The following is a 20,032-nucleotide window of genomic DNA, read 5'->3' as shown; positions in this document are numbered from 1 at the left end:
ACTTGTAAAGACTGTGTTTCTTCATTTGTATTCACTGTATCACCTCTTTCATGAATAATTAATTCGAGGATCTAATAAACGATATAATATATCCGTGAGTAGATTAATCACAATAACAATAAGAGCAATAACAATCACCGCTGCTTGGACAACTGCCATATCTCTCCCGTTAACTGCCTGAACTAATAGTAGGCCAATTCCCGGCCATGAAAAAACACTCTCCGTAATTAATGCACCGCTTACTAAATGAGAAAGCTGCAATCCCATTATCGTAACAACAGGGATTAAAGAATTTCTAAATGCATGTTTATATACAAGTACCTGATTGGAAACACCTTTACTTTTGGCTGTACGAATATAATCTTGACTAAATATTTCTAACATATTTGAACGAATAAGCCGTGTCATTTCAGCTGCTATACCTGTGCCTAATGTCAATGCAGGAAGAACTAAATGTATAAATGTTCCTCTTCCTGATACAGGGAAAAGTTGAACATTAACGGCGAATAATAAAATCAAAAGAATACCAAGCCAAAAATTAGGCATTGCTTTTCCTAAAACAGATCCCCCCGTAATAAATAAATCAGCAAAAGTATTTTGTTTTCTAGCTGAATAAATCCCCATAGGAATTGAAATAATGATAGCTATAATCATTGATGCAGCAGCCAGTTCCATTGTTGCCGGCAACCTTTCTAACACAAGAGGCAGTGCTGGCTGATTGTACCTAAAGGAGGTACCAAAGTTCCCTTGCATAAGATCCCCTAAAAAACTGAAATATTGTATGTAAAAAGGATCATTAAGACCAAGAGCATCCCGCATTGCTTGTCGATCGCTCTCCGAAGCATCTTCTGGCAACATTAAAGCAACCGGATCTCCTGCAACATAGACAAGTACAAATACAACAAAAGAGATGATAAATAACACGGGAATAATTTGTAAAATTCGATTCAGCAGATATTTCTTCATCTTACTCCCCCCTTAAATAAATCGGAGACCGACTTCCATCATCGATCTCCAATTTTATCCTTAATTCAAAGTGATATTATCGAATAATATTACTTCGTCCAATCTTGGTTCAAAATTCAGATAATCACTAACTCCATAGCTAACAACACTTTGATTAATAAAAATATGCGGTCTTTCTTCAGCAATAATCTCTTGAATACGTTGGTACTGTTCTTCCCTTTCTCCTTCATCAAGGTTCCTGCCCGCCAAGTTAAAGAGTTCTTCCACTTCATCATTTTGATAATCTGTTTGTCCTTCAGCTCTTTCTTCCGTGTAATGAACTAAAGAATAAGAAGCATCGAGTAGGCCGTCAGCCAATCCAATCATAATTAACTCATCATTTGAATTTGAATTATATTTATCAAGAAATGCACTAGATTCCAATAATTCTAAGTTTACATTGAATCCTGCTTCTTCCAGCATACTTCCAATTAATTGAGCGATTTCACTGTCTAGTGGATAACGTCCTCTTGATGCTGTAAATGTAATATCAACTCCGTCTGGATAACCTGCTTCTGTAAGTAATTCTTTTGCTTTCTCAACATCATGAACTTGCGTGTCTACTAACTCAGTAGCTGATCCAAAAACGCCTTCTGGAACTCTTGTCCGTACAGAGATACCATTTCCTTGTAAAACAGAATCAATAATAGCTTGGTTATCAATTGCTAAATCTATTGCTTCTCGAACAAGTGGATCTGACGTTACATATTCATCTGTCGTGCGAACCATTAATAAATTAACTCGAGTGGTATCTCCATTTATTAAGCTTGCTTCAGGATCTGCATCTACTCTATCCCATTCATTTGGTGGTACATCTGTAATAATATCAACTCCACCAGTTAATAATTCACCAATCCGGGTAGAGCTTTCTGTAATTGCTCTGACTTCTACATTTTTCCATTTTGGATCTTCACCAAAGTAATCTTCATTTGCTTCCAAAACAACTCTGTCATCCTTTACCCATTCCACAAATTTATAAGGACCTGAACCAATTGGATTATTTTGAAATTCTTCTACGCCAACTTCTTCAAAGTAATCCTTAGGCAAGACATCTGAACCACTTTTCGCCAACAAGTTCAATAGCGTAGGCATCGGACCATCTGTTACAACCTCTACCGTTAAATCATCTAATGCATTTACTTCATCTAATTGGCCAAAATATGGATATTCTTTTAGCGTTTCATCTGTCATAACTCTTTCTAAACTAAACTTTACATCCTCAGCTGTTAAAGAATCACCATTATGAAAAGTAACCCCCTCTTTCAAATGAAAATGCCATGTCTCCTCATCTACTTGCTCATAGGTATCTACTAAATCTTCTTGTAAATCTAAATCATTATCCCATATAAATAATCTACTAAATAAGTTTCGATGTACTCTGTCTCCTGTAGTACTTAGCGAATTCTGCGGATCTATTGACGGAATATCTGATGCTTGTGCTAATACTAATGTATCTGAATCCCCTTCTGCTCCTTCCGCTGAATCATCTTGACCATTATTTCCGCACCCAGCAATAAATAAGAAGATTACTAACAAAAGACTGAAACTCTGAATCACCTTTTTCATATGGCTACCCCCTTGTTTGATTTTTCAAAATTTACTGGTTATTATTTATTAAAGTTAGCTATGGTATTAGCTATAACCTTAATCCCGTCCATAAAGTCATCGATAAAGATATTCTCATTAGGTGCATGGAAATTAGATTCCGTGTTCGCAACACCTATTTGTACAGTTGGTATTTTTGTATTTTTCAGTAATTTATCCATAGGGCTAGAACCTGCTAAGTTAGGTAATATGATAGGTTCTTCCTTATATACCTGTTTTACACTTTGTATAACCGTATCGATAAGTGGATTCTCCGGATCTGTTTTGAATGGTTGAAGCCCAGCTAACTGGTTCACTTCAATATCTCCAAATCCATGTGTATCTAAATGCGCTCGTAATAAATCTATTATTTTCTCAGGACTTTGCCCTCTTACTAACCTAAAGTCTAATTTCACTCTTGCCTTTGATGGAAGAACTGTCTTCACACCTTCATCTGTAAATCCTGATTCAATACCACAAATTGTACAAGCTGGTTTAAAAATTAATTTTTTTCTTAATGAAATTCCTGTTTTTTCATTTAGAAATTGGTTTATCTTATATGTCTGTTTTATATATTCTTCATCATAATCCATTGTCTTTAAGAAATTCTCTTCTTTTTCTGTTAAAGGAATAATGTCATCATAGAAGCCCTTAATTAAAATATTTTCATCTTTATCTTTTATTGTATTTAATGCCCAGATTAATCTCCAAGCAGGGTTTTCTATAATAACTCCTTCTGAAGAATGAAGGTCACTAGCAGCGCCGCGGACTAACATTTCCACATAGCAAATCCCTTTTACTCCAAAACTAATATGTGGGCGTTTATCATGTACATTTCGTGTTCCACCTTCCCAAATCATTGCATCTGTTCTTAATTTTTCTGGATGTAATTCAGCGAATTGAGGTAAATGTGGACTACCTACTTCTTCTTCCCCTTCAATGATGAATTTTAAATTAATTGGTAATTCTTCCCCAAAAACTTGCATATAAGCATGTACAGCACAAATTCTAGCTATTAAATTCCCTTTATTATCAGCAATCCCTCTTGCAACTAATCTATTTTCCCTTTCAACTGTTATGAATGGGTTAGTTTCCCAAGCCTCAACAGGGTCAGGAGGTTGTACATCATAGTGGTTATAAAATGTTAATGTTTTACTTTTTCCTCTTTGAATTTCTGCGTAAATAATTGGATAACCGTCCGTATCAATGACCTCTATGGATGCACCTATTTGTTTTAAAAAATAGATAACAACATCCTTCATTTCTGTCATTCCTTCTCCCGTAGCAGAAACACTAGGCTGATTACAAGCCTTCTTTAGCCATTCTATATATTGATACTGATGCGCTTCAATATACTGAAATACATCTTTCATCATATCACCTCCAAAAAGTTATAATATTATAATATTATATTTTATAATTCTAAAATTTTTATAAATTAATCTCTAAGTAAAAATTACTTTGATCTTGCTTAAGAATAAATTTAGAATACTCAATAATATTGCTTTGTTCATCAACTGTATATCTTTCTAATAAAAATAATTGTTCTTTTTCAGGAATTTGGAGCAATTCAGCTTGATACTTATCCGCAAAAATAATAGAAAAATATATTTTTGCTTTCTTTAGCGTTTTTTTAAAAGTTCGAGTAAATAAGTTATATAATAATTCGCTATCCATATCTGCTTTTTTTAATTCAGGAAATTTATCCGCTGGTATGTATGAATATTCAATTGCTATCGGAATGTCATTCTTTAGTTTCACGCGATGTATAGTATAGATATTGCCTTTGTTTATATTTAACTTTGATTTCAATTCAGCGCTTGCAGCTTCTTCTTTAAATTCAATTGTCCGATGAGGATGGTATTGATCCTCCCAAGCTTCATTTCGCAATGTAACAAGCCTGGTTAAATCTGTTTCCTCTTTTAATTTAACAAAAGTTCCTTTACCACTCTGTCTATATAAATACCCTTCTGCAACTAGATCATGAATGGCTCTTTTAATAGTGATATTACTGACATTAAAGGTTTTCGCTAACTCTTTCTCTGCAGGAAGTTGATATCCTTCCTCCCATTCTTTATTTATAATTTTTTTTTCAAATATATTTTTAACCTGATCGTATAATGGTGTTTTTAATTCCTTATCAATTTTCATATTATTTCTCCTAAAAGTTATAATATTATATTTTTAAAATTATAATATCAAAGTATATATCTTATAAGTATTTAAGTCAACATAATTTTCTAAAAATATTAAATTTAATTATAAAATCAGATAATTATTTATATAAGATTCGTTTTCAATAACTCTTCTTTTACGAACGAAAACACGATGTTAGCTATTTAAATTTTAAGTTATTTAAATTTGTCATTTATGCCAGATGCCAAAATGAGATTTAAAATTCATTGTTACCACAGTATCTATTTAATTATAATCAACTCATATAAAACTTAAATATGAAAGCGCAATCAAAATGGAGGGATGAATATGGAAAAAGAAATACTAGGAATCAGAAATATAAAACACAACCTTGGTTATATGAGTAAGGAAGAAGCAATTAATTTAGCCGGAAAATTACTTGTTAAGGAAGGATATGTAACCCCTTCCTATATAGGAAGCATGCATCAACGTGAAAATCTGACTAGCACGTATATAGGTAATGGTATTGGGATTCCTCACGGTACAGATGAATCAAAAAAAGATATTTTACACTCTGGAATTACTGTTCTGCATTTTAAAGAACCTATTGATTATAACGGCGAAAAAGCACAGCTTATTATAGGGATTGCGGGAAGAGAAAATGAACATATTTCTATTTTATCGAAGTTAGCTATTTCTTTGGCAGAAGAAGAGGTAGTTAAAAAAATCATATGTACTTCAAATGACGAAGAATTATATCAAATTTTTAGTCAAATTAGTAATCAATGATGATGCACAAAATTTAATTGTGAATAAAGATAAGACTACTTGAAGGAGGAGAAAAAATGCGAGATAAGATACAAAAGTTTGGTGGATTTCTTTCAGGAATGATCATGCCCAATATTGGTGCATTTATTGCTTGGGGGCTATTAACTGCCTTATTTATTCCAAATGGATGGTTTCCTAATGAAAACTTTGCAGAATTAAAAGATCCAATGATGCTCTATATGTTACCTCTATTGATAGCTTATACAGGCGGCAGGCTCGTGGCTGATTCAAGAGGAGGAGTAATTTCTGTTATTGTAACGATGGGGCTTGTTGTCGGTTCAGAAATACCTATGTTTATTGGTGCAATGGTTATGGGCCCTATTTCTGCTTTAATTATTAAGAAGTTTGATAAAATGATCCAAGGAAAAGTATCTTCTGGTTTTGAAATGACAGTGAATAATTTTTCAATCGGAATTATCGGACTGATCCTTTCTTTATTCTCTTATATTTTAATTGGACCAGCCATTCTTTTTGTAAACAACATTTTAGTTTCTGGTGTTAATATCCTAGTGAATAATCATTTACTCGCTTTATTACCAATCTTTACAGAACCAGCACGTATTTTATTTTTAAACAATGCTATATCTCAAGGTATTTTTCATCCATTGGGGCTTCAAGATGCAGCAGAAACTGGCAAATCTATATTTTTCTTATTAAGTTCTAATGCCGGTCCAGGATTAGATATGCTTTTCGCTTTTTACTTTTTTGGGAAAGGTATTACTCGTAAAAGCGCTCCATCAGCTATGATTATTTTAGGTTTAGGAGGTATTCATGAAATTTATTTCCCTTATATTCTCATGAAACCAAAGTTGATTATTGCAACAATTACAGGATGGATGGCCTCAAATTTATTTTATAATTTATTAAATGCTGGACTAGTTGCCTACCCTTCTCCAGGTAGTTTAATAACCTATACCATCATGTCTCCACGTGGAGAACATTTTATAATTTATGCAGGCGCTCTTATTGGAGCAGTAATTAGCTTTATGATTGCATCATTTATATTAAAAAGAGAAAAACAGGGAGAAAACGATGGAGCATTCAATGAATCAATTGAAAAAATGGAATCATTGAAAGGAAAGAAGACCCATAAAGAAGAGAATAATTCATCTCAAACAAAACAAGAATTATTCACAAATCATGAATTAAATAAAGAAAATACAAACCCTGATCAAATTCAAAATCCGGATGTAAATTTAATTGTATTTTCTTGTGACGCAGGTATGGGATCCAGTGCTATGGGTGCTTCTGTATTAAAAAACAAAGTTGAAAAAGCAGGTTTAGATATACAAGTTATCCATAAATCAGTAAATGAGATTCCGGCAGAAGAAGCAGATGTAATTGTATGTCATGAAGGTCTTTACAAACGTGCCAAGAAAAATGCTCCCCATTCTGAATTTGTAACAATAACTAGTTTTATTAATGCGCCAGAATATGATGAACTCGTTAACAGATTACAACAACTACAACAAAAGAAATAATGCTGACTTTCAAATATATTATTTTTAAGAGGTGAGCAATATGGATACAAATGCATTTCAAATTGTACAACTTCTTTTAGCAGAAGATCGCTTTGTCACTTACCAACATTTAGCAAAAGAAATTGATGTCAGCACGAGAACAATTAATCGGATAATAAAGCATGTCCAAGATTATTTAAATGAACATACTATCCCCTACTCCATTCAAGCAGGAAAGGGAATAAAAATAGAATTATCGGAGAAAGAGCGTCAAGAGGCTAAAACGAAACTACAAAATGAAAATATTGAGTTTATTGCATCGGAGGAAAGAAAATTAATTATTCTTTGTCACCTATTTAAAGAATCAGATTATCTAAAAATGAATTACTTGGCATCAAAGTTAAAACTTTCTCTAGGTACAGTAGATCGCACGCTTCAACAAGTAGAAGAATGGTTAAATAGCTATCAGTTATATTTGGAACGAGAAAGGGGAAAAGGAATAAAAATTCATGGCACTGATATGGGGAAAATTAGAGGAATGGCTGAGATTATAACACAAAATATTGAGATGTCCTGTATCCATACTAACAATAGACCGTTTGTAACATTAGATACGTTCGATAAAAAATTAACTGGACAGACCAGAGAATTATTAATATCTTTAGTCGATTTTTCATTAGCTACAGAAGTAAAAGATTTAATTGAAAGCTTTGATGATGATATAAAATCAATTTTTGTTGATGAATCCTATTTCAATTTTGTACTTGTATTAACTTTTATCATTGAAAGTAAACAAAAAAAGGACAAAATTATTAGCGATAATGCAAAAGAAGGATTGGAAGAACAGTCTGAAGCCTTTCAATATATAAAACAGTTAATTTTACAAACAGAAAGATACTTTAAAATTAAAATTTACCAAGAAGAACAAGATTTATTATTAGGGCTTTACTTATCTGCCAGACGTCAAATAAACACCGAAAACACACTAAAAAGTACTGATTCGTACACATTAAATATGGCAGTAATACTGATAGGATATATTGAAGAAGAATTAGGAATTCATTTTAATTATCAATCAGACCTTTTAAAAAGGTTAATGATTCACTTACGATCATTTATCAACCGTTCTCATCTAATGATGGAAGGTTCTAATCAATATTTAGATTTAATAAAAAAAGACTACTTTGGTACTTTTGAAGCTGTAAGAAAAAGTTTATTAAAACTTGGAAACGTCATTCCTCAACCTGTATCAGAATCGCAAATTGGATTTATTACAATGCATGTAGTTGCTACTATGATGGAAATGAACAATAATCAGTCAAAGATAAAAGTTTCTGTTGTTTGTATGAGCGGAATGGGAACATCTAAAATTCTAATAGAAACATTAAAGCAAAAGTTCCCTCAGTTAGATATATTAGGTGCTTTAACGATTGACGAAGTGGATGAAATTACGTTGGTTAATAACAAAGTAGATTTACTTATATCTTCTGTCCAACTGGAAACTAGCTTAATTCCTACTATATTAGTCAATCCATTCTTACCTACGTCTGATCTAAGGAGGATACAGGAGTTGTTAGATACAATCAACACAAGAAAGTCTATCAGTTATAAATCTGATATTTCACTTCAGCTTAACGTGAATACGAAACAAATATTTCTATCCTATATGGATACAATATATAAACTTATCAATCATTTTCACTATCAAGCAGATATTTCGATCAGTTCCATCAGCGTATTAATTAAATATGTAGCTTCTATTGTCACCGATAACTTTATAAAACAACAACGCTTAATAAAGAAGTTAAAAAGACGTGAACGTTATGGTAGCAGTCTAGTAGACTCTAAAGGAGTTATACTGATTCACGCAAGAATTGATGATTTACTTTATCTAGGAGTTATACATGTTAATGGGCTAACCTATCAGACCGAGGAAGGTTTAATAAATATTAAAAGTGTTATTATCATGATGGCCCCTGAAGAAAAAGATGATATAGTGATGAATCTATTTGGGAATATCAGTACACAGTTAGTTCAGGATCAAGATTTGATGCATGTAATACGGAATGGAGATGAGAACACAATTATCACTACTTTTGGAAAGAAGATGATTGCAACTATTTAATTTTTTCAACCTAGAAAAGGAGCATTTCTATGAAAATAATTATAGCTGGAGCAGGAAAAATAGGAAGAGGGTTCATTGCTCAACTATGTTATCCTGTCTCTCAAGAAATTGTTTTTGCTGAAAAAAACCAGCATTTAGTTCATAAATTAAATGAAGAACAATCATACACCGTTCATATTATGGGAACAGAAAAAAATAACTCAACAATTAATAATTATAAGGCAATTAATTTAGATAACCCGAAAGCCTTTGCAAAGGAGTGGAAAGATTCTTCATTACTTTTCACGGCCATTGGCGGAAAGAATCTTCAAGAACTTGGCCAATTTTTGGCTGAAGCTTTTAAATGGTTAATTCAAGAAAAAGAAAGATTAACTGCATATAATTTAATTACTTGTGAAAATTGGAAAGCTCCAGGGAATGAGTTAAAAGAAGCTATTTTAATAAATTTAAATGAGAATGACCAATTACTTTTTCAAGAAATAATAGGTGTAACAGAAGCAGTTGTCATGCGTACTGCTGTTAATCCACCTAAAGAAGCCCCCGCTGATACACTCGATGTTTGGGTACAAGATTTTTGGGATCTACCCGTAGACCGTTCTCGATTTATTGGTACTATTCCAACTATCGATCATGTTTCATTTATTAATAATTTTGGAGATTTCTTAGAACGAAAAATATACACCAATAATACTAGTAATGCGACGATTGCCTACCTTGGTTATCTAAAGGGTTATGTTTATACTTCTGATGCTGCTCAAGACAACCAAATTGAAGAAATACTAGATAATGTTCGTGAAGAAGTAAACGAAATGCTTATTGCTGAACAAGGAATCGAACGGAAAGTTCAAATTGAATTTTCAAGAAAGGCAAAGAAAAAATATGCAGATCCAACTATAGTAGACCCCTTGAGCCGACATGCAGCAGATCCGATAAGAAAGCTTGGTCCAGATGATCGCTTAATCGCACCTGCAAGGCTTTGTTTAAAACATGGAATACAACCAAAAGCTATTTCTAAAACTATAGCAGCAGCGCTTTACTTTGGTGAGCCTAATGATCACGATGCCATGTCTTTAAAAAGATTAAGGCAAGCACATGGAATTCCTTACATCTTAAAAAACACTTGTGGCCTATCTGAAGAAGAGTCTCTGTACAGTATCATATTAGAGGCCATTTCTGATTTAAAGAAAAGAGGTTGGATTCATTGAGTAGCAAACAAACAACAAGTATTATCATCGGCGCTGGTCAGACAGGAAGAGGTTTTATTGCTCCACTCTTAAAAAAAGACGAACAGCAAATTATATTTATAGACAAAGATAAAGAACTTATACAAACTCTATCAAATAAAGAACAGTACAAAGTAAGATACTTTGGAAATAAGTTGCTACCATGTACTGTCAAAGATTATTATGCTTTTTTATCAACAGAAGATTTTGCAATAACAGCAATTGCTAAGGCGGATTATATTTTTACTGCTGTAGGCGAGGAACAGATTAAAAATATTATTCCTCTTATAAGAAAATCACTTGAAGTAAGGAAAAGTATGAAAATAGATTCCCCTCTCATTTTGGTAACCTGTGAAAACGGAGTAAATCCGAAAAAAGCTCTTATCGAAGCTGATTTAAACAAAAAAATGATCATTACAGAGGGGATTGTATTCTGTACGACTTTGTCTAAAAATAAAAACAACTTAGATTTATACGCAGAAGATTTCGATTATATTCCTTATGATGTCGAAGCTTCAGGTAAACACTTTAATTTATCTGGCTTTAAACCCATCAGTAAGTTTAAGAATTTAATAGAGCGAAAAATTTTCACTTATAATTGCTATAGCGCTTGTATCTCTTATATTGGTGATTATATAGGATATTCCAATTATGCGAAAGCCGCAAATGATAAAGATATAGATAAATTACTTCATTTATTATCAAAACCAGTGAATCAATCTATTGCTACACATTATAAAGTGCCTATCAAAGAACAGGAGTTATTTTCTGAACAAGCGATTAGTAAGTTTAAAAATAAAGAGATTAAAGATACTATTGCTCGCAATACACGGGACGTTCATAGAAAGTTATTACCTAACGAAAGACTTATTAAACCATTATCTCTGATGAAACAGTATAAACAATCAACAAATATTATTGAATTAATTATAGCAGCAGCACTTCATTTTGGTTCAATGAATAATCAATGGACTGAATCTATAGACGGTATCTTAAAAAACACTTGTAAAATTGATAGTGTAAAAGAAAGAGAAAAAATCATACAAAAATATCATTGGTTTCAAAAAAATCTTCCAGTTGAGGTCATGATAAATGAAGAAAACAAGTAGGAGGTGTAAAAAATGTTTTTAGACACAGCAAATACAGAACATATTGAAAAAGCATTACAATCTGGTATCTTTCAAGGGGTCACTACTAATCCTACCCTTTTATTAAAAGAAGGAGAAAACAGAGGACAGAAAGTAGAAGAACTTTTCACTAAGGATGTTCCTTTTCTCTTTATACAAGCAGTTGGATCTACTTTCAACGAACTCTATGAAGATGCACATAGAATCTATTCTTTAGCAGCTGAGGAAAAAAAGATTGGAGTAAAGATTTCACTAAACCAGACAGGGTTAAGCGTAATAAGCAAACTAAAACAAGAAAATCCTGATTATACTATATTAGGAACAGCCATTTACTCAGCGGATCAAGCTATTTTAGGTGCACTTGCACAATGTGACTATTTAGCACCCTATGTCAATCGCATGTCTACCCATGGAATTGACCCTTATGATGCAATAAAAAAAACACGTGCTTTTATCGATTTCAGAAACCTAAATGCCAAAATAATGGGAGCAAGTTTTAAAAATTCCCAACAAGTAATTCAAGCTCTCACTTCAGGTGCACATACAGCAACAATTCCTTACGATATTTATGTGCAAATGATTGATAAAGAGGTTGCATTATCTGCTATAGATGTATTTAACCAGCACGGATATGAATTAAGAGATTCTTAATAGATTTAATTCAGCTATTTGATAGCACAAAACTGCATCTTCCATTATTTATAAGAGATGCAGTTTTGTACTGACGTTATCATCAAAAATCTACTTCCCTAAATCATTCCTCAACCGCTGCGTCGCATCAACTAGCTGCACCGTTGATTCAAATTCCTTTCTCTTCTCTTCGCATTTCCAAACAGCCTGCAAAACATCATTAACGTGACGCATCTTCCCTTCCTTAGATAGCCATTTTACAAATGCTTTAACGGTAGTTACTAACTCCTTATACTGCGTATTGCTGACATGCATTTTTCCGCCAAAAAGCTTATAAATATCTATAGTTAGCAGACTCTCCCAAAAATCAGAATCACATTCTTCCCAGCTTTGAACATTTTCTCTTTCCAGAATTTCTCGAATATCGTATAAGCTATTTCGATACTTTCTTTCTGTACCTTTTGATTTCCCTTCTGTCTTCTCCTTATAAAAACGAATAATATCGTCCGTATAAAAAGCATCTACTGTCCCTGGTGAGAAACCTAATCTTTCGTACCTTGGAATATCTTCCTCTAAAACAACCGTTTCCCGTTTTTTCGGTTTTGGAACAGTTTTTACAGAAGTATAGCGGTTCTCACCGCCTGTCACAAAGGGGGATAATGGAAGCCCAAGTTCTTTGCGTTCTGTATTAATATCAGGACTTATTTTTACATTCGGATACTTATTCAAAACAACACTATTCAAATTAAACTCTGCATTTCTTAAATACGATTCAACTAATTGGCTTTCCTCTTTTTCCATTAATTGACGCATGGATTGATGATTGTATTCAGATATAGGTGTATCTATGCTTGTCTGCATATGCATCGAAGCATAATAATTAAAATATTCAGGGACATCCTTTCCTGTTTCAACTGCTGTCTGTGTTACTTCAACACTTTTCGGAAGTCTATGCGTTTCTTCATGATCATCAACTAAGATAAATGCACCACTTACTGTCCCTATTTTGTGTAAAAATTGACGGATGATTTCTAAAGAAGTTGTTTCTAAAGTAAGCTGATTATCTTCTATTTCTAATGTTGCATGCAATGATTTAATCGTGATCTCTTCCGCTAGTTCACTATCCTTATATTGTTGAATGCTATCTACCCAGCCCAGCAGTTTATGTTGATCAGTCCACTCTTTAATATCCAGGTCCATATCATTATAAAGAAATATCTCCGCACGTTCTGGATGAACTAAATCAAACGTATAGGTATAAAAGGTGACTTCCTTTTCTTCTCTTGCCTGTTCTTCCTCCTCTTCATAAGGAGCAATCAAAATTTCAGGATAATGGTCTATCATCACTTGTCCATAATCAAGCTGTTTCTCTTTTACAACCATTTCTACATATTTAATTTGCTTTTCATATTCTTTTGGACTATGCATACTTCGGATTCCGTTAAAATAATAAACACCATTCATCGGTTCTAACAAGCCAATTGTCCCCATCCAAGGCAGCACCTCTGGGATATGCTCTTTTGTATTCGGCATACGATACGTTTGTTTCGTGAAGTAGTCTTCAAAAATAACGTATTCATCTGTTTGATCAATAGCTTGTACAAATTGAGGCCGTAGTTTCATCCAGCGCTCTGCCATTGCTTTTTCTTCCGGTTTTAATCGATTTTTCATCTCAGATACAAACCACTCGATCCCCCGCAATCCATTTTCATAACGGTGAAAGAAGTATAACCAAAAATGGAATAACCCTAAACCTGATTCATGAAATATATGCTTGGTTCGTTTTTTAAATTGGGATTCTAATGGAAAGGCCTCGCTTTGAGACAACTGATTAAAAATAAAATCATGCAGTTTTCCGACCAGTATTTCTTTCTGCTGGTAAAATTGCTCTTCCTTCACTTCTTTTAAATTAATTAAATTATCTTTTGTCATACAACACTTTTTATATTTTTTCCCGCTGCCGCATGGACATGGATCATTTCGCTTCACTGCCATGCCGAAGCTCCTTTCTTTATTCATATTCTCATGCATGTTGTTTCTATTTTATCATTATTTTTCATGTTTGTTGAAATTTTAAACTGATACAGGACGTCCCGGGGAGAAATTTACAGCTATATAAAGAAGCCACCCTCTCCAGTTTACTTTTTGTCATCTGGTTGAAGGTGGAGCCTCTGTGCTTCTATTTATTTTTTCATCGTTGTCAAGTGTACGATTGGTATTTTCATTCTTTTCTTACTTGTTAAATAAAAAATTGACTATAATCCGTTTGCTTTTCCCGACATAAGTAAATCAGCCTTTCCTTGTCTGTTACCGCCCGATTTAAAATATCGAGCAACATCCGAAGCTTTTGCTTGTCTCCGTTTACATTTAAATTGATCAGTAAATAATAAGCTTCCCCGCCAATTTGCGTCGAACCATTTTGCGGAAAGGAAAAGATTGTAAAAGCCTCCTGCTCTGAAGAAAGATGAAAGTATATATGGAGATGAATATCTCCCGGAATTTCAATATGTTCATATTCACACCCATAATGAAAATGCGTTTCTATTGGAAAATGATTGAATTTATATTTCGGATTGATTCCTTCATATTTTATTTCAGGCAGTTTTTTATTATAATCAAAAGCGTCGAAAAAAATATGTTTTAACGAATCCACATATTCCAGTTCCGTCATCCCTTCTTCTGCAAAATAAATCGGAGAATAATGAATATTCATGTTCTTACCGTAATTCGAGCATAGGTAGTAGTCATATGTATGATATGCCATAGAATCGAGTTCATATAAAACCTTTGTCTCAATTCTTTCGATGTAGTCAGAAAAATGATGTTGCAAATTGAATTTTAATTGTTGGGTACTTAATCGTCCATCCAGTGCAATAATGGCTAATCTCAGCTTACGGTGGTCCAACGTAATACGATTGAGCATCAGCAACAGGGTACTAAAAATCATATGCTCTTCGTTTTCAGAAAATTGATAGGCGTATTTGACCTGAAACTGCCGGGATATTTTTTTCATAAAATGTAAGAGTAAAGGATCCTGCTCATGATTATCTCTAATATTCCGATAGCCTAAATCAACACAGTCAGATATGCCTAGTTTTATTTTCAAACTGATTGGTATCATAATTTTGAGAAGATCTTTTAAACAGACTTCACTGTCAAACGCATCGATTTGCAAGTACCCTGATAACTCTTTCAGGATAAAATTCCGTGTTTGTTCGGCTAAGTCAATGAGTGTATCATAATTTTCAACAGTACAATCTCTAAATCGGTATAAGTCCGTACTGATTACTGCGATGTATGTTAAAAACTGAATAATCTCCTCTGAGAATGTAAATTCTTCAAAGTGCTGCTTCAGAATTTTGATCAGTTTATCTACCAGCTCATATTCTTCTGTGGTTTGATAATCAAAAGTAACCTCTGGCAAGTCCAGCTTTATCCTCTGCTTCGTTAAATATTGATTACGGAAATAAATTAAATAGATAATGAAGCGCTCCGCATGAATGTCTGAAAATACAATTCTGGATTGCGTGATCGTCTGATAAAACACTTTTCGAATGGTTTCCATGTCATCCCGCTCACATGTAAATAACTCATTATATGCCTCTATCCCAAAATTAGCAGTTGGGTTTTTATCAAAATATTTATAAACACGTACGGTCAGCATGATCTTTTTAAAACCCTCGCCTTGAACAAGCATTCCATAATGTGGTTTCACAACAAGCGTCAGATGATATTCGCTCAATATTTCTTTTACATTTTGTAATTCTTTGCTTAATGGATAACTGACATTCAATTCATCCTGCAAGTATTCCACCTTTACTGGCTGACATGACGATAACAGTCTCCGTAAAATATACTGAACACGGTTATCGAACTCCGTATCAACAGTTCTGGGCTGATAGATTTGAAAAAATTCTTTGATACGATTGGCATAATCCGCATCTGCAATTTCTAATTTATATCCTTGTGATTGCTTGGAGGTGATTAATAAATCAGCTTGAAGAAGCTCCTCTTTTAACGTACGAAGATCATTTTTAATGGTCCTGGATGTGACACCGAGCTCTGCAGCGAGCTGGCCACTTGTCATATAAGTTTCTGAACGCAAAAGAAGGAGAAATAGCGCCTTAAACCTAGCTTTGCCATCTAAAAATCCAAATTTATTGGACAAGTCTAAATCCATGGTGATCCCTCCTTCTGTATGCGGTATGAAATTATTCTAAATACATATCCTTCATGGTATCAATCATCGCCCCGGTTATCCCAAGCTCTTCCATCACATATTTTTCAATGGACCCGTATTTCTGAATAATGGTGTCAATGGAAGTAGCGATAAATTCTGAACGTGTATCAATAAATGAATATAAATGATCCAAAACTTCCTTATCGTCCGTCAGTTTTTTGTATCCTTCCATCTTGATACGATTACGCTCCTGGCGATTTTTTTCCGTGAGCATATAGTCTCTTACTAAATCCTCTTTTTTTACACCTAAAATGCCCAGGACAAGCATTGCTCCAAATCCTGTACGATCTTTTCCGCCGCGGCAATGCTGCACAACAGCAGGCGCATCCGGATTTGCGGTAATACGTAACATTTCTCCAAAAGCTTGCTTCGAGTTTTCTTTATTCGCAAATGTACGATACTGTTCAAGTACTACATCCGCTTGATTAACTAGCGTACCTTTTTCTTTTTGCTCGATAATTTTATTGATCAGATTAATGTCCTCATCCTTTTTCGAAGAGGTAAACTGAGCAGCCAACTCTGCTGCATGCGCCACCGGATCAAGCTGATACGTCTTCATATCCTCATCAATCGTTTTATTCGGATATTTCATCAGCTCATCATCACTTCGATAATCAATGATGGTGCGGATATTCAGCTTTTTCAAATAGGCAACACCAGCATCTGTCGCATTATAGATATGATCAGAGCGGTATAGCATCCCCCATTTAACGGTCTTCCCATTCTCGGCTTCATATCCTCCCATATCACGGAAGTTGTTCATCCCTTCCACTGGAAGCGTTCTCTCTCCAATTGTATAGGCTTCGTCAGCAAATTTCAAAAGAAAATAAGGACGATAATCAAGAGGACCAATATCAATAGAGAAGCTTGGCTCTGAAGTTTTTAGCAAGAACTCCTGCTGTTTATCTTCAGGGTGTTTTTTTAAATAGACTTCTACTTCTTTTTCGGAAGTATCCCCTTTCTGAAAGAGAAATCGATTATTTTTTATTTGGTTAACTTCATATTTTTTACACATATTATTCTCCTAATACACCTGCCATCGTTAATAAAATTGCCAGAACCATAATCCCCACAATAAGATGCGGCGCATACTTCCCATTGGTTCGCTTAAAAATCTTATAGACGGCAAAGGTTACTAATAAACTAAGAAGGCCAGGCATAACCTGATCAATCATTTCTTGAACCTCGATAACATTATCACCGGCAGTAATTTGGGCATCTATATTGACGTTAATAATGGAAGCGATCAATGCTCCAATTACCATCAACCCGACTACATTGGCCATATTCGCAAGTCGTTGTAAGAAGTTTCCACCAGCACCTTCAATCATTTGTACACCTTGCTTGTAACCAATGTGAATTCCATAGTATTTTGTTCCAACATTGACGGTATTATATAATAGAAACATTAGAATCGGCCCAATCACACTGCCATTCAGAGCTAAAGAGGCGCCAATACTACCACAAATAGGCAGCCAGGTGAATTTTAGAAGACTATCCCCAATTCCAGCTAACGGTCCCATCAAACCAGTCTTAATTGCCGTAACAGTTTCCTTTTCTTCTTCTGGAGTTGTTTCCTCTACCGCTGCAGACACGCCCATAATTAAGGCGTTTGCATTGACGTGGCTATTATAGAACTCCAAATGACGTTTCATTGCTTTGGTTTTCAATTCATCTGGTTGGTCCCTATATAATCGCTCTAAAACAGGAGTAAAACTAGATAAAAAACCAATTGCCTGCATCGATTGATAGTTATTTGTCACGTTCATTAACTGCATACGCCAAAAGATTCGGTTGAGATCTTTTTTTGTAATCTTATGTTGCTCATTATGCTCGGTCATAGATCATAATCCTCCTCATCGTCCCCGTCATCCGAATCCTCGGTTTTCGCTTCTTCTTTCTCCGCACCCTTCTCTTTTGTAGCTAAGTCATAAAGGTATGCTAATGGTAAAGCGATTAATGTAATAGGCAGTACAGATAGATCCAGGTATACAGCCAGCGCAAAACCTGCAATCAGGAAAACCCATAGTTCTCCTTTCTTAATCATCATCAACATCAATAAGCCAATACCTACAGCAGGAATAATTGAACCAGCAATGGATAAGCCATCCATGATGGAATCAGGTAATGCTTCCACCGCTGTATCAATCGCTCCAGCACCGAAATAGATAGCTAAGAAAGTAGGAACGGCACGAATTAAGAAAGCAAAGACCATTGGAATATATTGAATACGGAATACCTTTTTAAAATTTGCTGTTTCTGCAATTTTACTGGCAATCGGATTCAAATAAACAATCCCGGAACGATATAAAATTAATAACTGCTGTGCCAGCAAGGACGTAGGAACCGCTAAAGCAACCGCTGTCCCTGTTCCTCCCGAAAGGATACCAAGCGCTGTACCAATTGCAGATCCAGTAATAATGTCTGGAGCAGAATAGGCACCGACATTCCCTACGCCCATCCACATAACTTCTAATGTGGCGCCGATTAGCAAACCAGTTTGAAGATCTCCCATAATTAACCCGACCACTGTTGAAATCAACAGCGGCCGTCTGATCATTTGTGTACCGATATCATCAATTGCACAGATACCGGCCCAAATGGATACGAGTAAAGAGGTGACCATTTAGATGACCTCCCTCAAATCTACTTTTTCATCATGAGGAACCATTTGTATTGTAATGTCTAAGTCTTTTTCAAGCAGTTTTTTAAATGCGTCTCTTTCTTCAGGCGTTACAGACAGCGCTTTGGATACCTTCTCTCTTCCTTCACGATAGCGCATACCGCCAATGTTTAATGCATCGATCGGCACACCGTTTTCCACAGCTTCCAGCACATCTTCACTTGTCGTAAATAGCAGCATGGTACGGCGTGTAATCTTTTGCTTTTTAATGATTTCAGCAAACTTTTTCACCGGAAATGCTCTTACTTTAATCCCTGATGGAGCCGCCATCGTTAAAATATTTTTTTGTGTTTCATCGTTTCCAATTTTGTCATTTAGTACAACAATCTGTTCAATATTATGCATATTCACCCAAGTTGTTACTACCTGTCCATGGATTAAGCGATCATCAATTCTACTAAAGCAAATCATCGTCATCGTCTCCTTCTAAATCTTTATTTGTTCTAATGGATAACCCTTGGGCATAAGCGGCCTGAATCACTTCTTCTAATTCACTTACTTCTTTCCCACGATTCATTAATACCTCAAGTAATAATGGCAAGTTCACACCTGAAGCAATGATCGTATCTTCTCTTGTTAATAGATTACTTGCTAGATTAATTGGCGTTCCTCCAACAATATCGGTAAGAATTACCAACCCTTTAGATGTGTCCAAGCTTTTTACCTTCTCTTCCATTTCCTGCTTTAAATCATCCAGGTTATCTACAACAAATACGCTGATTGTTTCATAATTTTCCTGTTCACCTACGATTAATTGTGCACTGTCCATTGCAGCCTTACCAAAATCTCCATGGGTCATGACCAAAATCCCAAATCCATCTGCCATGTTATTCTCCCCTTTCTATCATTTCATTTTTTGAGTGTATTTAAGATAACATCAACTATTTAGTACACTTTTATTTTATAACACATGCAATCGTTTTCAATTTCATTATTTTCACTATTGATAATGAAATTTCACTAAACTAAATGAAATTAGGAAAATAATTTT

17 protein-coding genes are annotated in these 20,032 nt (G+C 34.4%); 6 read left to right on the top strand and 11 right to left on the bottom strand.

What is annotated here, in order from left to right:
- Nucleotides 1-48 precede the first annotated feature (48 nt).
- From BN986_RS05330 to BN986_RS05315, 4 genes are read right to left on the bottom strand one after another with little or no spacing between them, the layout of a single operon-like run.
- Nucleotides 49-966 (bottom strand): ABC transporter permease, encoded by a 918-nt coding sequence (locus BN986_RS05330; protein WP_040978614.1) that lies wholly within the window; start codon nucleotides 964-966, stop codon nucleotides 49-51.
- 60 nt (nucleotides 967-1,026) lie between these two features.
- On the bottom strand, nucleotides 1,027-2,571 hold the full coding sequence (locus tag BN986_RS05325) for an ABC transporter substrate-binding protein (RefSeq protein WP_040978613.1): 1,545 nt from the start codon (nucleotides 2,569-2,571) through the stop codon (nucleotides 1,027-1,029).
- Nucleotides 2,572-2,612: 41 nt separating this feature from the next.
- Nucleotides 2,613-3,962 carry a M20/M25/M40 family metallo-hydrolase gene (locus BN986_RS05320; protein ID WP_040978612.1) on the bottom strand — a complete coding sequence of 450 codons (1,350 nt, stop codon included), beginning with the start codon at nucleotides 3,960-3,962 and terminating at the stop codon, nucleotides 2,613-2,615.
- Nucleotides 3,963-4,020: 58 nt separating this feature from the next.
- Entirely contained in the window at nucleotides 4,021-4,740 is a 720-nt protein-coding gene (locus BN986_RS05315) for a GntR family transcriptional regulator (RefSeq protein WP_040978610.1), read from the bottom strand.
- Between the two features lie 333 nt (nucleotides 4,741-5,073).
- Here BN986_RS05315 and BN986_RS05310 point away from each other — a divergent pair, with 333 nt between their 5' ends.
- From BN986_RS05310 to BN986_RS05285, 6 genes are read left to right on the top strand one after another with little or no spacing between them, the layout of a single operon-like run.
- A complete protein-coding gene (locus BN986_RS05310) occupies nucleotides 5,074-5,514 on the top strand; it encodes a PTS mannitol transporter subunit IIA (RefSeq protein WP_040978609.1) in 441 nt (146 codons plus the stop codon).
- Between the two features lie 56 nt (nucleotides 5,515-5,570).
- Nucleotides 5,571-7,034, top strand: a complete 1,464-nt coding sequence (locus BN986_RS05305; RefSeq protein ID WP_040978608.1) for a PTS mannitol transporter subunit IIBC — start codon at nucleotides 5,571-5,573, stop codon at nucleotides 7,032-7,034.
- 40 nt (nucleotides 7,035-7,074) lie between these two features.
- Nucleotides 7,075-9,138 (top strand): BglG family transcription antiterminator, encoded by a 2,064-nt coding sequence (locus BN986_RS05300; protein ID WP_040978607.1) that lies wholly within the window; start codon nucleotides 7,075-7,077, stop codon nucleotides 9,136-9,138.
- Nucleotides 9,139-9,167: 29 nt separating this feature from the next.
- Nucleotides 9,168-10,343 (top strand): mannitol dehydrogenase family protein, encoded by a 1,176-nt coding sequence (locus BN986_RS05295; protein ID WP_040978606.1) that lies wholly within the window; start codon nucleotides 9,168-9,170, stop codon nucleotides 10,341-10,343.
- Complete coding sequence (locus BN986_RS05290) at nucleotides 10,340-11,470, top strand: mannitol dehydrogenase family protein (protein ID WP_040978605.1); 1,131 nt, start codon at nucleotides 10,340-10,342, stop codon at nucleotides 11,468-11,470. Before BN986_RS05295 ends, BN986_RS05290 begins: the two co-directional genes overlap by 4 nt.
- A 12-nt stretch (nucleotides 11,471-11,482) precedes the next feature.
- Nucleotides 11,483-12,139 (top strand): transaldolase family protein, encoded by a 657-nt coding sequence (locus tag BN986_RS05285; protein ID WP_040978603.1) that lies wholly within the window; start codon nucleotides 11,483-11,485, stop codon nucleotides 12,137-12,139.
- A 90-nt stretch (nucleotides 12,140-12,229) separates the two neighbouring features.
- On the opposite strand, the gene BN986_RS25675 is transcribed toward BN986_RS05285, so the two are convergent.
- From BN986_RS25675 to BN986_RS05250, 7 genes are all read right to left on the bottom strand, one after another.
- Nucleotides 12,230-14,113 carry an SEC-C domain-containing protein gene (locus BN986_RS25675; protein ID WP_052400648.1) on the bottom strand — a complete coding sequence of 628 codons (1,884 nt, stop codon included), beginning with the start codon at nucleotides 14,111-14,113 and terminating at the stop codon, nucleotides 12,230-12,232.
- 244 nt (nucleotides 14,114-14,357) lie between these two features.
- Nucleotides 14,358-16,298 (bottom strand): BglG family transcription antiterminator, encoded by a 1,941-nt coding sequence (locus BN986_RS05275; RefSeq protein ID WP_052400647.1) that lies wholly within the window; start codon nucleotides 16,296-16,298, stop codon nucleotides 14,358-14,360.
- Nucleotides 16,299-16,329: 31 nt separating this feature from the next.
- Nucleotides 16,330-17,373, bottom strand: coding sequence for a tyrosine-protein phosphatase (locus BN986_RS05270; RefSeq protein ID WP_040978602.1), 1,044 nt, complete (start codon nucleotides 17,371-17,373; stop codon nucleotides 16,330-16,332).
- Nucleotide 17,374: 1 nt separating this feature from the next.
- A complete protein-coding gene (locus tag BN986_RS05265) occupies nucleotides 17,375-18,199 on the bottom strand; it encodes a PTS system mannose/fructose/sorbose family transporter subunit IID (protein WP_040978601.1) in 825 nt (274 codons plus the stop codon).
- Nucleotides 18,196-18,984: a PTS mannose/fructose/sorbose/N-acetylgalactosamine transporter subunit IIC gene (locus tag BN986_RS05260; protein WP_040978600.1), complete on the bottom strand. Its 789-nt coding sequence runs from the start codon at nucleotides 18,982-18,984 to the stop codon at nucleotides 18,196-18,198. The genes BN986_RS05265 and BN986_RS05260 overlap by 4 nt, the downstream gene beginning before the upstream one ends.
- Nucleotides 18,985-19,452 carry a PTS sugar transporter subunit IIB gene (locus BN986_RS05255; protein WP_040978599.1) on the bottom strand — a complete coding sequence of 156 codons (468 nt, stop codon included), beginning with the start codon at nucleotides 19,450-19,452 and terminating at the stop codon, nucleotides 18,985-18,987.
- The gene (locus BN986_RS05250; RefSeq protein WP_040978598.1) at nucleotides 19,439-19,867 is read right to left on the bottom strand and encodes a PTS sugar transporter subunit IIA; all 429 of its coding nucleotides are present in this window, start codon (nucleotides 19,865-19,867) and stop codon (nucleotides 19,439-19,441) included. Before BN986_RS05250 ends, BN986_RS05255 begins: the two co-directional genes overlap by 14 nt.
- Nucleotides 19,868-20,032: the final 165 nt, after the last annotated feature.

This window comes from Oceanobacillus jeddahensis (assembly GCF_000750635.1).
Classification (GTDB): Bacteria; Bacillota; Bacilli; order Bacillales; family Amphibacillaceae; genus Oceanobacillus; species Oceanobacillus jeddahense.
This window is presented reverse-complemented; position numbering and strand designations above follow the sequence as displayed.

What these genes read in the sequence shown, in the direction of transcription:
- BN986_RS05295 (WP_040978606.1), top strand. Translation starts at nt 9,168, where the DNA reads ATGAAAATAATTATAGCTGGAGCAGGAAAAATAGGAAGAGGGTTCATT.
- BN986_RS05300 (WP_040978607.1), top strand. Translation starts at nt 7,075, where the DNA reads ATGGATACAAATGCATTTCAAATTGTACAACTTCTTTTAGCAGAAGAT.
- BN986_RS25675 (WP_052400648.1), bottom strand. Translation starts at nt 14,113, where the DNA reads ATGGCAGTGAAGCGAAATGATCCATGTCCATGCGGCAGCGGGAAAAAA.
- BN986_RS05270 (WP_040978602.1), bottom strand. Translation starts at nt 17,373, where the DNA reads ATGTGTAAAAAATATGAAGTTAACCAAATAAAAAATAATCGATTTCTC.
- BN986_RS05255 (WP_040978599.1), bottom strand. Translation starts at nt 19,452, where the DNA reads ATGATTTGCTTTAGTAGAATTGATGATCGCTTAATCCATGGACAGGTA.
- BN986_RS05310 (WP_040978609.1), top strand. Translation starts at nt 5,074, where the DNA reads ATGGAAAAAGAAATACTAGGAATCAGAAATATAAAACACAACCTTGGT.
- BN986_RS05265 (WP_040978601.1), bottom strand. Translation starts at nt 18,199, where the DNA reads ATGACCGAGCATAATGAGCAACATAAGATTACAAAAAAAGATCTCAAC.
- BN986_RS05260 (WP_040978600.1), bottom strand. Translation starts at nt 18,984, where the DNA reads ATGGTCACCTCTTTACTCGTATCCATTTGGGCCGGTATCTGTGCAATT.
- BN986_RS05330 (WP_040978614.1), bottom strand. Translation starts at nt 966, where the DNA reads ATGAAGAAATATCTGCTGAATCGAATTTTACAAATTATTCCCGTGTTA.
- BN986_RS05325 (WP_040978613.1), bottom strand. Translation starts at nt 2,571, where the DNA reads ATGAAAAAGGTGATTCAGAGTTTCAGTCTTTTGTTAGTAATCTTCTTA.
- BN986_RS05320 (WP_040978612.1), bottom strand. Translation starts at nt 3,962, where the DNA reads ATGAAAGATGTATTTCAGTATATTGAAGCGCATCAGTATCAATATATA.
- BN986_RS05250 (WP_040978598.1), bottom strand. Translation starts at nt 19,867, where the DNA reads ATGGCAGATGGATTTGGGATTTTGGTCATGACCCATGGAGATTTTGGT.
- BN986_RS05305 (WP_040978608.1), top strand. Translation starts at nt 5,571, where the DNA reads ATGCGAGATAAGATACAAAAGTTTGGTGGATTTCTTTCAGGAATGATC.
- BN986_RS05315 (WP_040978610.1), bottom strand. Translation starts at nt 4,740, where the DNA reads ATGAAAATTGATAAGGAATTAAAAACACCATTATACGATCAGGTTAAA.
- BN986_RS05275 (WP_052400647.1), bottom strand. Translation starts at nt 16,298, where the DNA reads ATGGATTTAGACTTGTCCAATAAATTTGGATTTTTAGATGGCAAAGCT.
- BN986_RS05285 (WP_040978603.1), top strand. Translation starts at nt 11,483, where the DNA reads ATGTTTTTAGACACAGCAAATACAGAACATATTGAAAAAGCATTACAA.